Annotated in this window: 19 protein-coding genes and 2 riboswitches; of the genes, 16 read left to right on the forward strand and 3 right to left on the reverse strand. The window is 52.6% G+C overall.

Translation table 11 applies throughout. The annotated features are described in order from the left end of the window. Nucleotides 1-253 precede the first annotated feature (253 nt). A riboswitch (Fluoride riboswitch) is annotated at nt 254-317 on the forward strand. Nucleotides 318-402: 85 nt separating this feature from the next. The 7 genes from C942_RS22945 (at nt 403) to thiH (ending at nt 8,156) form a co-directional block, all read left to right on the forward strand. Continuing rightward, the gene (locus tag C942_RS22945) at nt 403-1,773 is read left to right on the forward strand and encodes a voltage-gated chloride channel family protein (protein ID WP_036801594.1); all 1,371 of its coding nucleotides are present in this window, start codon (nt 403-405) and stop codon (nt 1,771-1,773) included. 103 nt (nt 1,774-1,876) lie between these two features. Beyond that, a riboswitch (TPP riboswitch) is annotated at nt 1,877-1,974 on the forward strand. A 136-nt stretch (nt 1,975-2,110) separates the two neighbouring features. Further along, on the forward strand, nt 2,111-4,036 hold the full coding sequence (gene thiC, locus C942_RS22950; protein ID WP_007470951.1) for a phosphomethylpyrimidine synthase ThiC: 1,926 nt from the start codon (nt 2,111-2,113) through the stop codon (nt 4,034-4,036). Beyond that, entirely contained in the window at nt 4,033-5,283 is a 1,251-nt protein-coding gene (thiE, locus tag C942_RS22955; protein ID WP_007470953.1) for a thiamine phosphate synthase, read from the forward strand. The genes thiC and thiE overlap by 4 nt, the downstream gene beginning before the upstream one ends. After that, nucleotides 5,273-6,034: a HesA/MoeB/ThiF family protein gene (locus C942_RS22960; RefSeq protein WP_007470956.1), complete on the forward strand. Its 762-nt coding sequence runs from the start codon at nt 5,273-5,275 to the stop codon at nt 6,032-6,034. The genes thiE and C942_RS22960 overlap by 11 nt, the downstream gene beginning before the upstream one ends. A gap of 7 nt (nt 6,035-6,041) precedes the next feature. Continuing rightward, the gene (gene thiS / locus C942_RS22965) at nt 6,042-6,263 is read left to right on the forward strand and encodes a sulfur carrier protein ThiS (RefSeq protein WP_007470958.1); all 222 of its coding nucleotides are present in this window, start codon (nt 6,042-6,044) and stop codon (nt 6,261-6,263) included. Next, nucleotides 6,264-7,034 carry a thiazole synthase gene (locus tag C942_RS22970; protein ID WP_007470961.1) on the forward strand — a complete coding sequence of 257 codons (771 nt, stop codon included), beginning with the start codon at nt 6,264-6,266 and terminating at the stop codon, nt 7,032-7,034. 9 nt (nt 7,035-7,043) lie between these two features. After that, on the forward strand, nt 7,044-8,156 hold the full coding sequence (thiH, locus tag C942_RS22975) for a 2-iminoacetate synthase ThiH (protein WP_007470963.1): 1,113 nt from the start codon (nt 7,044-7,046) through the stop codon (nt 8,154-8,156). Nucleotides 8,157-8,336: 180 nt separating this feature from the next. Here the strand turns inward: thiH and C942_RS22980 are convergent, their stop codons facing one another. Then, complete coding sequence (locus tag C942_RS22980) at nt 8,337-10,124, reverse strand: aminopeptidase P family protein (protein ID WP_007470965.1); 1,788 nt, start codon at nt 10,122-10,124, stop codon at nt 8,337-8,339. 127 nt (nt 10,125-10,251) lie between these two features. After that, complete coding sequence (locus C942_RS22985; RefSeq protein WP_007470967.1) at nt 10,252-11,199, reverse strand: LysR family transcriptional regulator; 948 nt, start codon at nt 11,197-11,199, stop codon at nt 10,252-10,254. Nucleotides 11,200-11,318: 119 nt separating this feature from the next. Here C942_RS22985 and C942_RS22990 point away from each other — a divergent pair, with 119 nt between their 5' ends. Then, a complete protein-coding gene (locus C942_RS22990; RefSeq protein ID WP_007470969.1) occupies nt 11,319-12,521 on the forward strand; it encodes a multidrug effflux MFS transporter in 1,203 nt (400 codons plus the stop codon). Nucleotides 12,522-12,656: 135 nt separating this feature from the next. On the opposite strand, the gene C942_RS22995 is transcribed toward C942_RS22990, so the two are convergent. Next, complete coding sequence (locus C942_RS22995) at nt 12,657-13,565, reverse strand: DMT family transporter (protein ID WP_036801597.1); 909 nt, start codon at nt 13,563-13,565, stop codon at nt 12,657-12,659. Nucleotides 13,566-13,862: 297 nt separating this feature from the next. Here C942_RS22995 and rmuC point away from each other — a divergent pair, with 297 nt between their 5' ends. The 8 genes from rmuC to tatD all read left to right on the forward strand — a co-directional run bounded on the left by rmuC (nt 13,863) and on the right by tatD (nt 20,796). Continuing rightward, complete coding sequence (gene rmuC, locus C942_RS23000; protein ID WP_007470973.1) at nt 13,863-15,413, forward strand: DNA recombination protein RmuC; 1,551 nt, start codon at nt 13,863-13,865, stop codon at nt 15,411-15,413. Nucleotides 15,414-15,485: 72 nt separating this feature from the next. Further along, nucleotides 15,486-16,241, forward strand: a complete 756-nt coding sequence (ubiE, locus tag C942_RS23005; RefSeq protein WP_007470974.1) for a bifunctional demethylmenaquinone methyltransferase/2-methoxy-6-polyprenyl-1,4-benzoquinol methylase UbiE — start codon at nt 15,486-15,488, stop codon at nt 16,239-16,241. 7 nt (nt 16,242-16,248) lie between these two features. Further along, nucleotides 16,249-16,854 (forward strand): ubiquinone biosynthesis accessory factor UbiJ, encoded by a 606-nt coding sequence (locus C942_RS23010; protein WP_007470976.1) that lies wholly within the window; start codon nt 16,249-16,251, stop codon nt 16,852-16,854. 5 nt (nt 16,855-16,859) lie between these two features. Then, nucleotides 16,860-18,494 (forward strand): ubiquinone biosynthesis regulatory protein kinase UbiB, encoded by a 1,635-nt coding sequence (gene ubiB, locus C942_RS23015; protein WP_036801600.1) that lies wholly within the window; start codon nt 16,860-16,862, stop codon nt 18,492-18,494. A 68-nt stretch (nt 18,495-18,562) separates the two neighbouring features. Then, on the forward strand, nt 18,563-18,811 hold the full coding sequence (gene tatA / locus C942_RS23020; protein WP_007470981.1) for a Sec-independent protein translocase subunit TatA: 249 nt from the start codon (nt 18,563-18,565) through the stop codon (nt 18,809-18,811). Nucleotides 18,812-18,814: 3 nt separating this feature from the next. Then, a complete protein-coding gene (gene tatB / locus C942_RS23025) occupies nt 18,815-19,153 on the forward strand; it encodes a Sec-independent protein translocase protein TatB (protein WP_007470983.1) in 339 nt (112 codons plus the stop codon). 11 nt (nt 19,154-19,164) lie between these two features. After that, on the forward strand, nt 19,165-19,929 hold the full coding sequence (gene tatC / locus C942_RS23030) for a Sec-independent protein translocase subunit TatC (RefSeq protein ID WP_007470985.1): 765 nt from the start codon (nt 19,165-19,167) through the stop codon (nt 19,927-19,929). Between the two features lie 78 nt (nt 19,930-20,007). Beyond that, the gene (gene tatD, locus C942_RS23035; protein WP_007470987.1) at nt 20,008-20,796 is read left to right on the forward strand and encodes a 3'-5' ssDNA/RNA exonuclease TatD; all 789 of its coding nucleotides are present in this window, start codon (nt 20,008-20,010) and stop codon (nt 20,794-20,796) included. Nucleotides 20,797-20,836 lie beyond the last annotated feature (40 nt).

Raw genomic sequence — 20,836 nt, forward strand, 5'->3', positions numbered from 1 at the left:
TTATAGCTCTAATTGACAGAGCTGCGGATCCCCTCCTTATACGAAAAAAAGCGTGAGTTGGGGGTTCGAATCCCTCCCCCCTGCCATCTTTGAAGCCTCAGGCTGCGCGTCCCGGCAAAATGTTGGTTTTTGTTTCTGTGACCTTTTCTGCTTTATATCAAGCAAAAGCCATTTCACTGTCTGAAGGCAAAATTTAAGCTTGTTGCTTGCTGTATTTCCCGTTAGCATTCCCTTTTGTTGATGAACAGCCTTGTTCATGACGGGTGATGGAGTTCCACCTTTAACCGCTCTACTGAGATGATGACTCCTGCTGTAGTAGGATAGATCCGTCTATGGTAGGGCTAAATCATTTGCCATAACGTCTATCCTGAAGAATTAACTTTGTAATGATAGATAACTGGTATGGCACACCCACTAAGCGCTAACCCCAAAATTTTTGTCCAGATCCTAAGATGGACACTTCTTATAATACCTGTTGCCGTTATTGTCGGCTCTCTTAACGCCTTTTTCCTTTGGAGCTTAAGCTTCGCCACCGAGACACGGATTGATAACCCTTGGTTGCTATATCTGCTACCGTTAGCCGGGATTGTGATTGTTTATTGCTACCGGAATCTGGGTAAAAACTCAGAGGGTGGTAATAACCTGATCATGGATGAAATTCATGAGCCGGGAGCTGGTATTCCAACCCGAATGGGGCCGTTGGTATTAATCACAACAGCCATCACTCACTTGTTTGGTGGTTCTGCCGGACGTGAAGGGACGGCCGTGCAAATCGGTGGTGCAACGACGCACTGGCTGGCTCGTTGTTTCAAGCTGAATGAAGCAGACACCCGCCTGATCTTAATTGCCGGTGTTGCAGCCGGATTTGGTGCTGTATTCGGGACTCCGTTGACCGGAGCTATTTTTGCGCTTGAGGTGCTGGCTATTGGGCGTCTGCGCTACGACGCGATTATTCCTGCTCTTTTTGCCGCTATCCTCGCTGATGTTGTATGTAGTGCTTGGGGAGCACATCATACCCATTATCGGATCGACTTCCTTGAGACCATTACCTTGTTTGAGCATGCGGTGAAGGTCGATATTCTGATGGTGGCGAAAATTGTTCTGGCTGCCATTGCATTTGGTTTGGCGGGTTACCTGTTCGGTGAGCTTACCCATGCGTTTAAAGATATCTTCAAGGCAACACTTAAGAACCCTTACCTGATTGTGGTTGTCGGAGGTTTGGTTGTTATTGGGGCGGTGCACCTGATTGGTAACTATGACTATATCGGCCTTGGTGTGTACTCAAGTCGTGAAGGTGGCGTCAGTATCTTAAGTGCTTTCCAGGAAGGTGGTGCAGAGTGGTACAGTTGGTTGCTTAAGTTGCTGTTGACTGCGATTACCTTGGCTGCCGGGTATAAAGGCGGGGAGGTGACACCGCTGTTCTTTGTTGGTGCGACGTTGGGTAATACCATGGCATGGATACTTGGTGCGCCGGTTGATTTATTTGCCGCGCTTGGATTCCTCGCTGTTTTTGCTGCGGCGACTAACACTCCGCTTGCTTGTACCATTATGGGCGTCGAGCTGTTTGGTGCCGACCATATGCTTTATTTTGCGATTGCCTGTTATACCGCTTACTACTTTAGCGGCCACACCGGCATCTATTCTTCTCAGCGAGTGGCTGTACCTAAGTTGTTTGATTTAGACGGAGCACCGACGATTACCCATAAACTAGGTGAATTGCGAGAAACGCATTCATCGCTTTTGAAAAACTTAGCGAAAAAGTTCAGCAAATAATTCTCAGGCCGCACAAATGTGCGGCCTTTTTTGTTTGGGCTTAAGTTCAAGAATTTCTGTGAATTACGCTTGCTGCCTGTAAGGTGCTTACCTATACTCATCACTTAACTTGTCGGAGTGCCATTTGGCTGAGACCGCTTTGCGGGATCCGTAGAACCTGATCGGGCTAATACCTGCGAAGGGAACAAGAGACAATTCATCTGTCTAGCTACACCATCGAAATCGATCGGCCGTAGCCGCAGTATTCAGACGACGCTGTACACCCTAAGTGTATGCCTCTTGTTTATGCACCCATCCGTCAAGCAACTTCCCTCTAATAAGATGAAAGGAAATTGCTATGTCGAATCGCAAACAAGCGAGACTGGAAGCTAAACAATTTATTGATTCACTCACCGTCCAGCCTTACCCGAAATCCCGTAAGGTGTATGTGGAAGGAAGCCGTCCTGATGTTCAGGTGCCGATGCGTGAAATAACGCTGTCGGATAGCCTTGTTGGTGGATCCAAATCAAACCCGATTTATGAGCCCAATGAACCGATACGGGTTTATGACACATCCGGTTATTACACCGATCCTGATTGCGACATTGATATCTATGCCGGCTTGCCTTCTGTCCGGGATGCGTGGATAGCAGAGCGTAATGATACCGAGCTGCTGGACGGGCTGAGTTCTGATTATGCTCAGAGCCGTTTGGTTGATGATACGCTGGATGAGCTGCGTTTTAGTCAACGAGCTTGTATCCGCAGAGCGAAGCCGGGGCATCGGGTTACTCAGCTCCATTATGCCCGCCAAGGGGTGATCACTCCGGAGATGGAGTTTATTGCGATCCGTGAAAACATGGGGCGGGAAAAATATCGAGATTCCACTATGAATCTGCAACATCCGGGTATTAGCTTTGGCGCAAACCTGCCTGAAGATATTACGCCGGAGTTTGTCCGCCAGGAAGTGGCGGCTGGCCGGGCCATCATCCCTTCGAACATTAACCACCCTGAATCTGAGCCCATGATTATCGGCCGTAACTTTCTGGTTAAGGTCAATGCTAATATCGGTAATTCCGCCGTCAGTTCATCCATTGAAGAAGAAGTTGAAAAATTGGTGTGGTCGACCCGCTGGGGCGGCGATACGGTGATGGATCTGTCCACCGGGCGCAATATTCACGAAACCCGTGAGTGGATAATCCGTAACAGTCCGGTGCCGATTGGTACTGTGCCTATGTACCAGGCGTTGGAGAAAGTGAACGGCATTGCCGAGAACCTTACTTGGGATGTCTTCCGAGATACTTTGCTGGAGCAAGCCGAACAGGGTGTTGATTATTTTACAATTCATGCAGGTGTTCTGCTGCGTTACATCCCGATGACCGCAAAGCGAGTGACAGGAATTGTGTCACGAGGTGGTTCGATTATGGCCAAATGGTGTCTGGCTCACCACCAGGAAAGCTTCCTTTATACCCATTTCCGAGAGATCTGCGAGATCTGTGCCCAATACGATATTTCCCTTTCCTTAGGAGACGGCCTGCGTCCGGGATCCATTGCTGATGCCAATGATGAAGCGCAGTTCAGTGAACTGCGAACCCTTGGTGAACTGACCAAAATTGCCTGGGAATATGATGTACAGGTGATGATTGAAGGGCCGGGACATGTGCCGATGCATATGATTAGGGAAAACATGGAAGAGCAGCTCAAGCATTGCCATGAAGCACCATTTTATACCTTAGGCCCGCTGACTACGGACATCGCTCCCGGTTATGACCATATTACTTCCGGGATCGGTGCGGCGATGGTTGGCTGGTATGGTTGCGCCATGCTTTGCTATGTCACTCCCAAAGAACATCTTGGATTGCCTAATAAAGAAGACGTAAAAGTGGGTCTGATCACGTACAAGTTGTGTGCCCATGCGGCAGACTTGGCGAAAGGTCATCCGGGAGCGCAAGTGCGCGACAATGCATTGTCGAAAGCGCGCTTTGAGTTTCGCTGGGAAGACCAGTTTAATTTAGGCTTGGATCCGGATACGGCCCGAGCCTATCACGATGAAACTCTACCCCAGGAATCCGGTAAAGTGGCTCATTTCTGCTCAATGTGCGGACCAAAGTTCTGTTCAATGAAGATCTCCCAGGAAGTACGCGATTACGCCAGCAATCTTGAACACAACAATGAGCTGGAAATTAAAGTACTTGATGAACCATTACAGGGAATGCAGCAGAAAGCCTCTGAATTCCGCGCCCGGGGTAGTGAGTTGTACCACCCTATTCAAGAGGATCGTCAATGAGCTCTTTATGTTTGCCCGATAGCCTGACACCGTTGCTGATGCATGTGGAACCCTTGCTGGCTGCTGCTGATAAGTACCAGTTGGGAGAACAGGTCAGTGTGGATTGGAGCGAGTCGGAAACAGTCGACATTCAGTTCGAAGAGCGTCAGTTCAGTCTGGTGTTTAACCCGGATGGGGCTGATATTACCGGGTATAAGGTATTGGATCAGTGGATTGCACCTTATCCGTCGGTAAGTGAAATGCAGCAGCTGGTTGCCCAAAAACCAAATTTAATTGTTAGCGGCCTGCCAACTGAGAAAGGGTGTATTGATATCTGGCACCACAACGGTGAAGCCAGAGCTGTGTATTGTCACCACGCCGGTGCCAGTGAGCCGCAGCGTGCGATGCTGATGGTTGCGCTGGCACTGGATTTTCCGCTGGAGGATGCGGTGACTTTGGCCCGGGCTCATGCTCGTGGCTATATGGAAAGCCACATGGATGGTTATGGTGAAACTGGCTGGCCGATGAGCCGTGAGCTGTTTCCCCGAGCTTTAACGGCTAACCACCCAGAAGCTGAAGACTTGGGTTGGACTTGCAAAGAAGCGGCTGTCGAGCCGTTTGCAGCGACAGATCCGGCGAAGCTTGCGCTATATCCGGTAGTGGATTCTGCCGAGTGGGTTGAGCGCTTGTTGGATCTGGGAGTTGCGACTACTCAACTGCGGATCAAAGATGAAAACGATTCGACATTGGAAGCTCAGATCAAACAGGTGATCGCAGCCGGCAAAGCACATCAGGCGCAGGTATATCTTAATGATCACTGGCAGCTGGCTGTAGAGCACAAGGCCTACGGTGTTCATCTGGGGCAGGAAGATCTGGATACCGCTGATTTGGTTGCTATCCAGCAAGCCGGTTTGCGTCTCGGTCTTTCTACCCATGGTTATTATGAAATCCTGCGTGCTGCTGAATTTTCCCCAAGCTACATTGCCTTAGGCCATATTTTCCCGACCACCACCAAAGAGATGCCATCCAAGCCGCAGGGGGTTAACCGTTTAGCCTTGTATCACAAGCTGATTGGTGAAGCGTTTCCGACTGTTGCCATTGGCGGTATTGATTTGAGCCGGGCTGAAAAAGTTTGGCGTACCGGAGTGAATGGTATCGCGGTTGTCCGGGCTGTTACCCAGGCCGAAGATCCTAAAGCCGCTCTAGACGACTTTAATCAGCTGCTCGTGCGTCATGAGCCAGCCAAGGATGCAACGGATGCTGAGTGATCAGGCATTTTTGCGTTATAACCGCCAAATAATGCTGCCCGAAGTTGGTGAACAAGGGCAGCAATTGCTGGCACAGGCCCAGGTACTGCTGGTCGGTGCCGGTGGACTGGGTTCTGCCGCGGCTTTGTATTTGGCCGGGGCTGGTATCGGTCACCTTATTATTGCTGATGATGATGAGGTGGACAGTTCGAACCTGCAGCGTCAGGTCATTTACCGCGACAGTCATCAGGGCCGGAGTAAGGCTTTGATGGCTGCCGAACAAGTGATTGCTCTGAACCCGCATATCCGGGTACGCCCGGTACAGGCTCGGCTGGCCGGGCAGCGGTTGGCAATGGAGATCGCTCTGGCCGACGTGGTTCTGGATTGTTCCGATAATCTGACGACTCGGCATGCGGTTAATCAGGCTTGTTTTAGTGCCGGCAAGCCTCTGATCTCAGGAGCGGCGATTCGCTGGCAGGGCCAGCTGATGTCCTTTGATTTTCGCCAGGGTCATGGCCCCTGTTACCACTGCCTGTTTCCACCTCTGCCTGATGTTTCGCAGGAGCCGCAAAATTGCAGCAGCTCCGGCATTGCCGGGCCTGTTGTCGGGGTGATGGGTAATATGCAGGCTCTGGAATGTATCAAGCTGTTGAGCGGAGCCGGGGAAGTCGCTTTCGGGACTTTGCTGCAGTTTGATGGCCTGACCATGGCATGGCAGCGATTTAATTTAACTCTGGATAAACAGTGCCCGGTCTGTGGCACAGGAGAATAAAACCGTTATGACAGCCACGCCGTCAGTGATTCAGGTACGGGTGAACGACAAGCCTGTCGAATGTCCGCAAGGGCATAGCCTGACCGCACTGCTCAAGACACTGGATATGCCATTGCAGGCAACTGCGGTGGCCCTGAACGACGATATTGTTACCCGAAGTGAATGGGATAGTACCCAGTTGAAGACGGGCGACCGAATTGCCCTGTTCCAAGCTATTGCCGGAGGCTAAATGCTGACTATTGCTGATAAGACCTTTTCATCCCGCCTGTTTACCGGCACCGGCAAATACGCCAACAGTAAGGTGATGGCGGAATCCATTGTGGCTTCGGGATCTGAGCTGGTGACCATGGCACTTAAGCGGGTGGATATCGAAAATCGGGATGATGATATTTTGGCTCCTTTGCTGGAGGCTGGCGTAAACTTGTTGCCGAACACGTCCGGAGCGAAAAATGCTCAAGAAGCCGTTTTTGCTGCCAAGCTGGCCCGTGAAGCGCTCGGGACTAATTGGCTGAAGCTGGAGATCCACCCGGACCCGAAATACCTAATGCCTGATCCGATTGAAACGCTGGCGGCGGCAGAGCAACTGGTCCGAGATAGCTTTATTGTGCTGCCGTATTGCCATGCCGATCCTGTGTTGTGTAAGCGACTGGAAGAGGTAGGTTGTGCGGCGGTGATGCCGCTGGGCGCGCCGATTGGTTCGAACAAGGGGCTGGCTTCCCGGGATTTCCTGGAAATTATCATCGATCAGGCCCGGGTGCCGGTTATTGTTGATGCCGGGATTGGTGCTCCGTCCCATGCTGCTGAGGCGATGGAGATGGGAGCTGATGCGGTGCTGGTGAATACGGCAATCGCAGCAGCCGCCGATCCGGTGGTGATGGGGCGGGCGTTTCGGATGGCGGTGGAAAGTGGTCGTATGGCGTATGAGGCCGGACTGGCCGGAACCGTCAATCATGCCATTGCTTCAAGTCCGCTGACGGCGTTTCTGGATCAGACCGCATAAGGAATCGGTATGAGCTATTTTGATGTCTGGCAGCAGCTTGACTGGGACGATATCCGACTGTCAATTTACAGCAAAACGGCTGTGGATGTTGAGCGGGCTCTGCGGAAAAACAAGCGGGATCTGGAAGATTTCAAAGCGCTGATTTCCCCGGCCGCAGAGCCTTACCTTGAGCAGATGGCTCAGCAGTCGGTGGCGCTGACCCGTCGCCGCTTTGGCCATACTATCGGCTTCTATGTGCCGCTGTATTTGTCGAACTTGTGTGCCAACGCCTGTACTTATTGCGGTTTTTCGATGGAGAACCGGATCAAGCGGCGGACGTTGGCTGTTCCGGAGATTGAGCGAGAATGCCAGGCCATTAAGGCGATGAATTTTGACAGTGTATTGCTGGTGACAGGCGAGCATGAGCGCAAAGTCGGGATGGATTACTTCCGCCAGGCCCTGCCCGCGGTCAAATCTCAGTTCAGCTACCTGGCGATGGAGGTTCAGCCTCTGGATCAGCATGAGTATGCCGAGCTGAAAACATTGGGGCTGGATGCCGTAATGGTGTATCAGGAGACCTATAATGCGCCGACCTATGCCAAACATCATTTACGTGGCAATAAGATGGATTTTGCATACCGTCTGGAAACCCCGGATCGCCTGGCCCGCGCAGGCATTGATAAGATTGGTATCGGAGCATTGATTGGTCTTGAAGAATGGCGCACTGATTGTTTCTTTGTCGCCAGCCATCTGGATTATCTGGAGCGCACCTACTGGCAGACCCGCTATTCTATCTCCTTCCCGCGCCTGCGACCGTGCGAGGGCGGGTTGCAGCCGAAGTCGGTGATGACCGATCGCCAGATGGTGCAGCTGATTTGTTCTTATCGGCTGTTGAATCCGGAAGTGGAATTGTCGTTATCGACCCGTGAATCCCCGCTATTTCGCGACAATGTCTTGCCATTGGGGATCACCAGCATGTCGGCCGGGTCTAAAACCCAGCCCGGCGGTTATGCCGATGATGAGCCGGAGCTGGAGCAGTTTGCAATCAGTGATGACCGCGCTGTTGCCGAAGTGGCTCAGGCGGTGAAGCAGCACGGCTTTGAAGTAGTGTGGAAAGATTGGCATCACGCCTATTCCGGGTAATTGACAGGTGTTATTTGGCTTTATATCGGCATCGAGAGTGTTCATTTATGCTTATAAATTCTGTGCTTTCTCTTTGCTCTAAAGCCAAATTTCGAACGGTTGATTGTTGTGTCGTAGATGTAATAACGCCCGCATGTGAATATGCGGGCGTTTGTTATTTTCAGGCTGCGTGTTGCGGGCTTAGCGGGTAAGCGGCGCTGTTGCCTGCTGTAGCCATGCCAGGTCATCACCTTCCAGCGACGGGCTGATCACATCAAATACCGTCTGGTGGTAGTGGTTCAGCCAAGCCAGCTCGGCATCTGTCATCAGTGACAAGTCGATCAGGCGACGGTCAATCGGAGCCCGGGTCAGAGACTCGAAGCCCAGCATGGTCATGTCGCCGTTGGTTTCGACTTCAACAACCAGCTCCAGGTTCTCAATACGGATACCGAAGGCATCTGCACGGTAGTAACCCGGTTCATTAGACAACACCATACCCGGAAGCAGGGCCGTCGGGTTGTAGACTTTGGAAATACGCTGCGGGCCTTCGTGAACACTCAGGAAGTGGCCCACACCGTGGCCGGTGCCGTGGTCGAAATCATAACCGTGCGCCCACAGGTGTTGGCGAGCCAGGGCATCCAGCTGGGTGCCGTTGGTGCCTTTCGGGAAGCGAGCTGATGACAGCGAAATATGGCCTTTCAGTACCAGGGTAAAGGCTTTCTTCACTTCGTCATCCGGCTGGCCGACAGCGATCGTACGGGTGATGTCAGTTGTACCGTCTGGGTACTGGCCGCCTGAATCCACCAGGTAGACATTGTCCATTTCCAGTACGCTTGGTTCTGGCTGGTTGAGGTGGTTGTAGTGGCACATTGCAGCATTGCCGCCGGCTGCCGAAATGGTGTCGAAGCTGACATCAGTACAGCTCGGATCTAAGCTACGGAACTGCCACAACTTGTCAGACAGCGTACCTTCATCAAGCAGATTATCGGCAGCCACCTGAGCATCAACCCAAGCCAGGAATTTAGCCATCGCCACGCCGTCGCGGATATGGCTGGCTTTCATGCCGGCAACTTCGGTCGGGTTCTTGGCTGCTTTCGGCAGCAGGCAAGGATCTGCTGCGGCGATCATACGGGCACCTGCACCGTTGAGTACCTGTCCGGCCCAGGCATTGCTGGTGGCCGGGTCAATCAGAACTTCTTTACCACTCAGGGCTTTCAGGCCGGCTTCCAGCTCTTCAGGTTGGTGGATACGAACACCGTCACCGACATGTGCACTGAATTCTGCTGGCAGGCGAGCTGGGTCAATATAGAAATCAACGCTTTCATCGGCGTGGATGATGGCAGTTGAAAGCAGAACCGGCAGGCTTGGTACATCGCTGCCGCGGATATTCAGCAGCCAGGCAATGCTGTCCAGCTGGGTCAGCAGGGCTGCTTCTGCTTTTTGATTCTTCAGTTCAGCCGCAATTTCAGTGCGTTTTTCTGCACAGCTGGTGCCGACAAAATCCAGGCACATCAGCTTGGCGTCAGACAGGGTTGCCGCCGGGCGATCGTGCCACAGGGTGTCGATTGGGTTAGCGTTGATGCAAACCAGCGCAAGGCTGCCGGCCATTTTTTCGGTCATTTGCTCCAGCCAGGCACCGCTGTGAAGGCGAGGGTCAACCGCAACGTGGCTACCGGTGGCCAGATTATCCTGAGCCCATTGCATTGGTGGTTCTTCGATTAGGTGGCGATATTCGAACACATCACCCGGAACCTGCTTGCGAACCTGAACGACATAACGGCCATCAACGAATACAGCAGCTTTGTCGCGGGTGATTATTGCCATACCTGCTGAGCCGGTGAAACCTGTGGCCCACTGAAGGCGTTCGTTGTGGGCAGGAATGTACTCGCCCAGGTATTCATCTTCGTGAGGAATAAGCAGCGCATCGAGCTGGCTTTCCGCCAGCCACTGGCGGATCTGCTCCACTCGTTGTGAGATAACAGCTTGCATGGTTTGTTCCTTTAAGTAAGTCACCGTCCATGTTGACGGAAAAGAAGAGAGCGGCCTCGGTAAGGTCCGTAATAGCTGCAAGGCCGTTCATTGCAGCTACGTTAACGCGTTTGGTGTCGGGCTGCAATTAAGTGTCAGACAAATCACGACATCGGCTGATGATTAACTCTTTCAGCCAGCAGTGTCCCGGATCATTTTCCTGATGTTGGTGCCAGAACAGGGTGTAAGCCATGGCAGGAAGTTCAGGTGGCAGCGGCATAACCACCAGATCGAGCTGGGCGGCGATATGGCTGGCGAAGTGGCTCGGGGCGGTGAAGATCAAATCCGTATGGGTGCACAGGCTGGCGGCGCTGTTGAAGTCAGGCACATAGATCGCGATATCACGTTTTAGTCCCCGGTCGGCCAGTTTGTAGTCGAGCAGCCAGCGGTCGCTGCCGTCACACCGCACCTGAATGTGGCGCTGTCTCAGGTAGTTATCCTCATCCCAGGTCTGGCTCAGGATCGGATGGTCTTTGCGGACGATACAGCGCTGGGTATCCCGGTACAGTTCCTGCCAGATGATGTCTTTCGGTGGCATCAGGGTCAGCATAGCATCTCGCGGATTGAGGTCTTTACCAGTGATCCCGAAGTCGATTTCCCCCCGTTGCAGGCGCTCGAACGTATTGGTTTCCCAGGCCTGGGTATCAAAGATGATGTTAGGACCTTTGCTGAAGATTTCCCCGAGGAACTGAGGCAGCAGCAGCGGGTAGGCACTTTCAACCAGAGCCATTTTGAAATGACGTTCGCTGGTGGCCGGGTTGAAGGTCGGCGGTGCCGTCATTTGCTCTACTTCCCGCAGCAGGTGCTCAAGCAAAGGTTGCAGGGCTTTGGCGCGCGGTGTCGGGATCAGGCCGTGGGCTGAACGGGTAAACAGCGGGTCGTTGAACTGCTCCCGCAGCCGCATCAGGCTTTTGCTGACGGCCGACTGGCTGAGGTGAAGCCGCCGGGCCGTGTGGGTGACATTGCACTCTTCCAGCAGGACATAAAGGCAAACCAGCAGGTTGAGGTCGAGACGGGTAAGTTTTTCGAAAGACACAGCAACAGCACCTCAGGGTCAGTGATATTCCTCATGGGAAATTCTGATTTGAATATAAACCATTTCTGTTCATATCACTAAAGCCTTAGACTGCCCGCCATCACAAGAAGGAAAGTTGCATGAAGCCTGAAACCTCACAAACAGGGGCAAGACTGGTCGCTTTGATGGTCACGCTTGTCCTCTTTAGCCCACTGGCTATTGATATTTACTTACCGGCTTTGCCGGCGATGGCGGAGACCTTTGCGGTCGATCACGCCCGGGTTCAGGATACAGTTACTTGGTTTATGTTCAGCCTTGGTCTGGGGCAGTTGCTGGCCGGTCCGCTTGCTGACCGCTTCGGTCGCCGTCCGATTGCGCGGGGTGGGGTGATGATTTATGCCCTGAGCAGTGCCATGGCTTACCTAGCTCAGTCTCTGGACCTGCTGTTAGTTGCCCGACTGACACAAGGCTTTGGTGCCTGTGCGACTTCCGTTGCTGCATTTGCGGCTGTTCGCGATAGCTTCGGCCCGGAGCGCAGCGGCCGGATGATCAGCTACCTGAATGGTGCGATTTGTTTTATTCCTGCCCTGGCTCCGCTGCTGGGCTCCTGGCTGACGCATGAGTTCGGCTGGCGTTCAAACTTTAGCTTTATGACCGGATTCGCGCTGGTTGCCGGAACAATGCTGACCGTGTTCTTTAAGGAAACCCGTCCTGCAGATACCAACACCGACGGTGCCCTGATCAGTGCTGAGCGCTATCTGTCAGTGCTGCGCGAGCCGGTATTTCTGTTCCATGCCACCCTTTGTATGCTGGCAATGGCAGTGATTCTTGCTTACGTCACCTCAGCTCCGGTCTGGCTGATGACAGAGATGGGCCAGAGCATGTCACAGTTTACAATCTGGTTCGGCGTGAATGCGGCACTGAATATTCTGGGCTGTATGGTGGCACCGAAATACATGGATCGCTTCGGTACCCGTAATACCCTGAATATCGGCCTGCTGATGCTGGTGGGTTCAGGCGCTGTGATGCTGTTATTGAGCGATATCCACGAAGCATGGGCATTTATGGTGCCAATCTTTATGGCTTCCTTCGGTTTCTCTTTCGTGCTGGGCGCTGCAGCTGGCAAGGCGCTGGCACCGTTTGGTGACCGAGCCGGAACGGCGGCTGCTTTGCTGGGATTGTTCCAGATGAGCGGTGCCGGAGTGATGGTTAGTATTACCCAGCGACTGGATTTGATACCACCAGTATTGCTGACGCTACAGATGTGGCTGCTGATCCCGGGTCTGTTGATCCTGTGGTCGAAACTAGGTCACCGCTGGCATGCGGCACCTGCTAGCAGCTAAGTTTGTGGCGGATAAGTTTTTGAATTTATAACAAGACGTCTTCCCTTTAGGGCGCTGGGTCTCGACAACCCTTATCCGATTCGCCTGCCACTGATGTGGCAGGCTTTTTTCTTTTTATGGGATACAGAAAGTCTTTTATTCAGTACAGGATGAACTTGCCGTTTCTGTTTTCTTTCCTTTCCATTGCTGTACCAGCAGACCGCAGACAATCAGAACCAGCCCGGCAAGTGTCGAGACATGGATCTCTTCCCTTATGATGGTAGCCAGCAGCATCAGTGATATAAACGGCGAGATGAAAATCAGGTTGCTGATCCGTGCGGTGTTTCTGGTCAGCTTCAGGGCATTGAGCCAGAGCACAAAGGTCACGCCCATCTCAAACAGTCCGACATAACTTACCGCCGCCCAGCCCTGCCAAGGGACTGGCTGCCAGTCGCCGGTGTAGAGGCTGAGGCCGAATGAAAACGGCAGGGAAATCAAAAAGCCGAGCAGGACACCAAGAACCGGATCGGCCTGGTTTTTGGTGTTGAGGATCCAGTACATCGCCCACAACAGGGTCGACAGCAGTGCCAGGGCTACCCCGGCCGGATTATCGAACTGCAGTGCCATAATATCGCCCTTGGTGGCAATGACGACCACACCCAGGTAACCCAGGATACAGGCGATCCAGTCCTGCTTACGGATTTTCTGGCCGAGGAACAGCGCAGCCATCAGGGTTAGGGTGATTGCCCAGCTGTAGTTGAGCGGTTGGGCCTGCGAGGCCGGCAGCAGATCATAAGCTTTGAACAGCACCAGGTAATAGGCAAAAGGATTAATTAGGCCAAGCAGCAAATAATAAAGCGGGCGGGCCATCAGGGTGCGGCCGAGCAGATGCAGCTTGCCCTGGTAAAAGGCGATGGCGGTCAGGACTAGCGCAGAGACCAGGCTGGCTGCCACCATCATCTGGATCGGGGTGAAATACTCAAGGGTGATTTTGAAGGCGGTAGCGACAGTTGACCACAGCAGCACGGCGGCCAATCCATATCCTAGCGCATAACGTTCGTTCATCAGTTTTCCATTCTAAAGCGGCTGTCCGCAGCACGGGTTATTCGTCATACCAAAGGCGCTCAGTCTATGCCAATGTGGGATACCCGACCAGATCTTGTGTCTTCAAGCTGTGACCACAAGCGCAATCCGGTCGCTCTATATAGTTATGAATAGCTTGTACGAACAGCTATGCAGTGACAGGCTTGGGTTGTCTCAGATGATAATAGGTGGACATTTATCCAGTATCCACTTAGCCTTTAGCTCATATTAACCAGGAATGATCCCGCGAGAAGACAGATAATTTTGGGGTGACAGATCATGATTACCGAATGGCTCACCGGCCCTGCTTTGGCTGCGGTTGCGGCTTTGTCCGGTGCAACGATTGCCAGTGTGATTACCGCACTATGGATGAAAGGTCGCTGGCAGCAGAAAGAGCAGTTACTTACCCAGCAGGCCGAAGCCGAACTCCGGCTGGCGCAGAGCCGTGAAGAGCAGATCAGCGGCCAGCTGGCAGAGCGCACCCAGGAGATAGATGAGCTGGATGTCGAACGCGACCGCCTGACGATGGAACTGCGTCAGATGCATGCCCGGCTGGCGGCGGCACTGGAGAAAATGCGCCACTTTGAAGCGCTGAAGAATGAAAAGCAGTACCTGACCGAGCAGCTGGAAAATGCCCGTTCGGCTAATGCCGGGCTGGAAGCCGATCTGCGTGAGCAGGAAGCCCGTCATTTCGAAGAGCAGAAGGCGGCAGATGAGAAAATCACCCTGTTGGAAACTGCCGAAGAAAGGTTGCGGGTGCAGTTTGAAAGCCTGGCTAACCGCCTGTTCGAGCAAAAGACCCGTACTGTCGATGAGCAGAATAAGCTGAGCCTTGAAACCTTGCTGACTCCGCTGAAAGAGCAACTGGAAGGCTTCAAAAAGCAGGTAACGGATAATTTCAGCCAGGAAGCCCGCGAGCGCCACACTCTGGTGCATGAAATCAATAGCCTGAAGCAACTCAATGAGCAGATGGCCCGTGAGGCGGTGAACCTGACCCAGGCTCTGAAAGGCGATAACAAAGCGCAGGGTAACTGGGGCGAGGTGGTGTTGTCCCGGGTACTGAGTGAATCCGGTTTGCGGGAAGGCCATGAGTATCAGACCCAAATCAGCCTGGAAAATGAGGACGGCAAGCGTTATCAGCCGGATGTTGTGGTGCACCTGCCACAGGATAAAGATGTGGTAGTCGATGCCAAGATGTCGCTGGTGGCTTATGAACGCTTCTTCAATGCCGATACCGTCGCTGAGCAGGAGTTGGCTCTGAGCGAGCATGTGGCTTCAGTGCGCAGTCATATCCGTGGTTTAAGCCGCAAGGATTACCATCAGCTGCACGGCATCCGCAGCCTTGATTATGTGTTGATGTTTATCCCGGTTGAGCCTGCTTTCCAGGCTGCGGTAGAAGCCGACCCGAGCCTTATTCGCGATGCCATGGATCAGAATATCATGCTGGTCAGCCCGACGACTCTGCTGGTGGCGCTGCGCACGATTAATAATCTGTGGCGCAATGAGCGGCAGAACCAGAATGCCAAGCAAATTGCTGAGCGTGCCGGTAAGCTGTATGACAAGTTGCGCCTGTTTGTTACTGATATGGAAGCTGTCGGTGCTTCGCTTGATAAGGCTAACCAGAGCTACCAGGGAGCGATGAACAAGCTGGTTACCGGACGTGGCAATGTGATCCGTCAGGCCGAAAGTTTCAAGCAGCTCGGTGTTGAGGTGAAACGGGATATCAGCCCGGCTCTGGCTGAGCGTTCACAGATTGAATTGGAGGGCCCGGCAGCGAAAGTGTCGGCATCGTCACCGGCTGCCATTTCTGCGGCAAATGATTTGCCGTAGTGCTTTGAGCAAAGCCCGGCCATCAAGTACACTAAGCCAGTAATTATAGAGATATAGGATGATAGATAGAACATGACGGACACCACACAAGATATGACCCATTTTGGCTACCGGACAGTAGCTAAAGACGAAAAGGCGGATATGGTTGCGGAAGTGTTCCACTCCGTGGCGACGAAGTATGACATCATGAATGATCTGATGTCGTTTGGCATCCATCGTGTATGGAAGCGCTTTACCATTGATTGCAGTGGTGTACGCCGAGGTCATCGTGTGTTGGACCTGGGTGGTGGTACCGGCGATCTGACTGCTAAATTCTCACGTATCGTCGGTGATGACGGTCATGTGGTGCTGGCAGATATCAATAACTCAATGCTGAAAGTCGGCCGTAGCAAGCTGCGTGATATCGGTGTGGTTGGTAACGTTTCTTACGTACAGGCTAACGCTGAAGAGCTGCCTTTCCCGGACGATTACTTCGACTGTATTACCATTAGTTTCTGTCTGCGTAATGTGACCGATAAAGACAAAGCGCTGCGTTCGATGTTCCGAGTGCTGAAGCCGGGCGGCCGCCTGCTGGTGCTGGAGTTCTCCAAGCCGGTTCTGGAGCCGCTGTCAAAAGTCTATGACGCCTATTCGTTCCACCTGCTGCCGAAGATGGGTGAGCTGATCGCCAATGATGCCGACAGCTACCGCTATCTGGCTGAATCCATCCGTATGCACCCAGATCAGGACACGCTGGAAGGGATGATGAAGGATGCCGGCTTCGAACAGACCCAATACTACAACCTGACTGGTGGCATCGTTGCTCTGCACCGAGGCTACAAGTTCTGAGGACATTATGCCATTCGATGCTTTTGTGACCGGCGCGGTCGAAACCTCGCTAAACACACTACTGAAGGACGATACTGAGAGTCAGCGTCGGCTGGGGCGTTTGCGCGGCAAGGTGATCAGCGTCACCATCAATGAGTTCGGCAAAACGCTGACCTTCGTTTTCAGCCAGCAGATTGACGTGCTGGGGGCTTATGAAGGCGACGTTGATTGTCGGCTGGCTCTGAACCTGACCGTATTACCTGAGTTGCGCCAGCAGGCCAATCTGACTCAATTGATCAAGGCGGACAAACTGGCCCTGGATGGCGATATTCAGCTGGCGCAGCAGTTTTCTGCGCTGCTGAGCGGTTTGAAGCCGGATGTTGAAGAGAAACTGTCGCAATATACCGGTGATATCGTGGCGCATACATTGGTCAGCGGCCTGAAAAATGGCGCAGAGCAAATCCGCAAGGGCGTCGAAAATCGTCAGCGGGATCTGGCGGAAGTGGTCACTGAAGAGTGGAAGTTGGCGCCGCAGGCACTGGAAATTGCCCATTTTGCCGATCAGGTTGACGACCTGAAATCTGATGTGGCTCGTTTTGAAGCTCGCCTTAATACACTGCTAGGGCAAAGCTGAGCATGATGAGACATTCGGAATTCAAACGCTTATACCAAATCACCAAAGTTCAGCTCCGTTACGGGCTGGATGAGCTGATACCCGATGATCCGCGGGCCGAGTTGCCGAAGACGGCACGTAAGTCGCTGTTTTGGATCAAGAACGAACATCCGGAAAAGCCGTTGGGCGAGCGCCTGCGTCTGGCATTGCAGGAACTGGGTCCGGTGTGGATCAAGTTCGGCCAGATGATGTCGACCCGCCGGGATTTGTTCCCGCCGCATATTGCCGATCAGCTGGCATTGTTGCAGGACCAGGTGGCCTCGTTTGACGGCAAGCTGGCCAAGCAGCATATGGAAGCATCACTGGGCGGGCCGCTGGAAAAGTGGTTTGATGACTTTGATGAAACGCCGCTGGCATCAGCGTCGATTGCCCAGGTACACACCGCCACGCTGAAAGAAAATGGTCGTGAGGTAGTGCTGAAAGTTATCCGCCCGGATATCCTGCCGGTGATCCAGGCCGATATTAAGTTGATGTACCGCATGGCCCGCATCTTGTCGCGGTTTATGCCGGAAGCCCGTCGCTTACGCCCGGTTGAAGTGGTGCAGGAATATGAGAAAACCCTGCTGGATGAGCTGAACCTGATGCGCGAAGCGGCGAACGGCATTCAGCTGCGTCGTAACTTTGAAGACAGCGAAATGCTATATGTGCCGGAGGTTTATACCGACCTCAGCAGCGAGCGGCTGCTGGTGATGGAGCGCATCTACGGCATTCAGGTTTCTGATGTCGAAGCGTTGGTGGCCAACGGCACTGACATGAAGTTGTTGTCAGAAAATGCCGTCACCATCTTCTTTACGCAGGTATTCCGTGATAGCTTCTTTCATGCCGACATGCACCCTGGGAATATTTTTGTTGCCCGTGAAAATCCGCACAATCCGCAGTGGATTGCGTTGGATTGTGGTATTGTCGGCACATTGAACCGTGAAGATAAGCGTTATCTGGCGGAAAACCTGCTGGCATTCTTCAATCGCGACTACCGAAAAGTCGCTGAGCTACACGTAGATTCCGGCTGGGTACCGCAAGATACCAATGTCGACGAGTTTGAGTTCGCGATCCGTACGGTGTGCGAGCCGATTTTCGAAAAGCCGCTGGCAGAGATCTCGTTCGGACATGTGCTGCTGAACCTGTTCAATACTGCGCGTCGCTTCCATATGGAAGTGCAGCCACAGCTGGTATTGTTGCAGAAAACCCTGCTGTACGTGGAAGGATTAGGTCGCCAGTTGTATCCACAGCTTGATCTGTGGGATACCGCCAAGCCGTTCCTGGAAGACTGGATGTCGCGCCAGGTCGGTCCGCAGGCGGTGATTGATGGTGTAAAAAGCCGGGCGCCGTTCTGGGCAGAAAAATTGCCTGAATTGCCTGAGCTGCTCTATGACAGTTTGCGTCAGAGTAATGCCCTGAATCAGCGCGTCGACACTCTTTTCGAAAATTTCATGGAAAGTCGGCGTTATCAGAACCATGCAAGGTTCTATTTTGGCATTGGTGCAACTCTGGTTGTATGTTCTGCCATACTTTTTAGTAATCATATTGAAACTTATCCGGCGGTTTCCGCCGCAACAGGGGTCACGTTTTGGTTACTAGGGTGGCGTGCTTGCCGAAAATAGCAGGTAAAGTATGCTGCCAACACATATCGTTTTTGTTATCAACCACAATGAGCTGAGGTAAAACAAGCATGGGTGGTATTAGTATTTGGCAATTGCTAATCATTGCACTGATCATTGTCCTTCTTTTCGGAACCAAGAAACTGCGCACACTGGGCGGTGACCTGGGTTCAGCTGTGAAGGGCTTCAAGAAAGCTATCAGTGACGAAGAGCCGGCAGCCAAGAAAGACGCTGATGCGGATTTCGATCAGAAGAAACTGGCTGACAACCAGCAAGACGAGCAGGCTCAGAAGAGCCAGAAAGACAAAGAGCAGGTTTAACGCGTGTTTGATATCGGGTTCTGGGAGTTAATACTGATCTCTGTGGTGGGATTGGTTGTACTGGGGCCGGAACGCCTTCCAGTCGCGATCCGTTCGGTATCGCGCTGGGTTGGCGCTGCTCGTAATATGGCTAATTCGGTCAAAGATGAAATTTCGCAGGAGCTGAAGATTCAGGAATTGCAGGAAAATCTGAAAAAGGCCGAGCAAATGGGCATGCAGGATTTATCCCCTGATCTGCAGAACTCTGTCGATGAGCTGAAAAAAGCCGCCGCGGACGTCCAGCGTCCTTATGCCGGTAATAACGAGCAAACCTCAGCAACGACTTCTCAAAAGCAGGATTAAATTACATCACTATGTCGACAGTCGAAGACACGCAACCGTTATTCAGCCATCTGGTAGAGCTGCGTAACCGGCTGCTGCGTTCAATTTTGAGTGTAATAGTGGTTTTTCTTGGTTTGGTATGGTTTGCCAACGACATCTATGCATTCTTATCGGCCCCGCTGGTCGAGCGTCTTCCTGAAGGGGCGACGATGATTGCAACGGATGTGGCATCGCCTTTCTTCACACCAATAAAACTCACTTTGGTTACCTCAGTGTTTATTGCTGTGCCAATGATTTTGTATCAGGTTTGGGGGTTTATTGCTCCGGGCTTGTACAAGCATGAGCGTAAGTTGATCATGCCGTTGCTGTTTTCCAGCTCGCTGCTGTTCTACGCTGGTGTGGCATTTGCGTATTTTGTGGTTTTCCCGCTGGTATTTGGTTTCTTTACCAGTATTGCCCCGGAAGGGGTGCAGGTAGCCACTGATATTGCCAGTTACCTGGATTTCGTTCTGGCACTGTTCATGGCGTTCGGTATTGCGTTTGAAATTCCGGTTGCCATTATTCTGCTGTGCTGGACAGGGGCGACTGATCCGCAGAGCCTGAGAACGAAGCGGCCATACATTATTGTGGCTGCATTTGTTGTTGGTATGCTGCTGACGCCACCGGACATTATTTCACAGACATTGCTGGCAATACCTATGTGCTTGCTGTTTGAGGTTGGCCTGTTCTTCTCTCGCTTCTACATTCGCGAGGAAGAAGAGGATGAAACTGAAACGGCAGGTCACGACGAGCACTAAGCCAAGTAAGTTACAGAAAAACCGGCCCCTTTGGCCGGTTTTTTTATGAATTGAGAGTATAAAGAGACGGATAACCAGATGATTGATATCGGGGTGAACTTAACCAACAGTCGTTTTGACAAGGATCGTGATGAGGTCATTGCCCGCGCGAAGGAAGCCGGTGTTGAAGGGCTGATCCTGACCGGTACCTGTATTGAAGAAAGTATTCAGGCGCAGGAAATGGCTCGCAATTGGCCGGACTATTGTTACAGCACTGCCGGGGTTCACCCGCATGATGCCAAGACAGTCGAGGATTTATCCCTGCCTGAGATTCGCCGCCTGGCGGCTGAGCCTGAAGTGGTGGCGATTGGTGAGTGCGGGCTGGATTTTAATCGTGATTTTTCTCCCCGTCCGCAGCAGGAAGCGGTATTTGAAGCCCAGTTGGCATTGGCGGCTGAGCTGAACATGCCGGTGTTCATGCACTGCCGTGATGCCCATGAACGGTTTATGGCGATTTTAAAGCCGTGGCGTGACAAACTGCCGGCCGCTGTGCTGCATTGCTTTACCGGTACTGAAGCCGAGCTGCGTGACTGCCTGGCGCTGGATTTGCATATCGGCATTACCGGCTGGGTTTGTGATGAGCGCCGGGGCACTGAACTGCGCGATATTGTGCGTTATATTCCGGATAACCGGTTGATGATTGAGACCGACTGCCCTTACCTGCTGCCGCGGGATTACCGTCCTAAACCTAAGTCGAGCCGCAATGAGCCAAAATTTCTGCCGCATATCGCAACTGTGATTGCCGAGTGCCGTAATCAGGATCCGGTGGAGCTGATGGCCGCTTCATATGCAACAACTCAGGCGTTTTTTGCAATCCGGGCAGCCTAAGTCCGGTCGGAGTGGTATCATATGCAAAAAGCGAATCAAC

Origin of the sequence: Photobacterium marinum, from assembly GCF_000331515.1 — a bacterium.
In the GTDB taxonomy this organism is placed as follows: Bacteria; Pseudomonadota; Gammaproteobacteria; order Enterobacterales; family Vibrionaceae; genus Photobacterium; species Photobacterium marinum.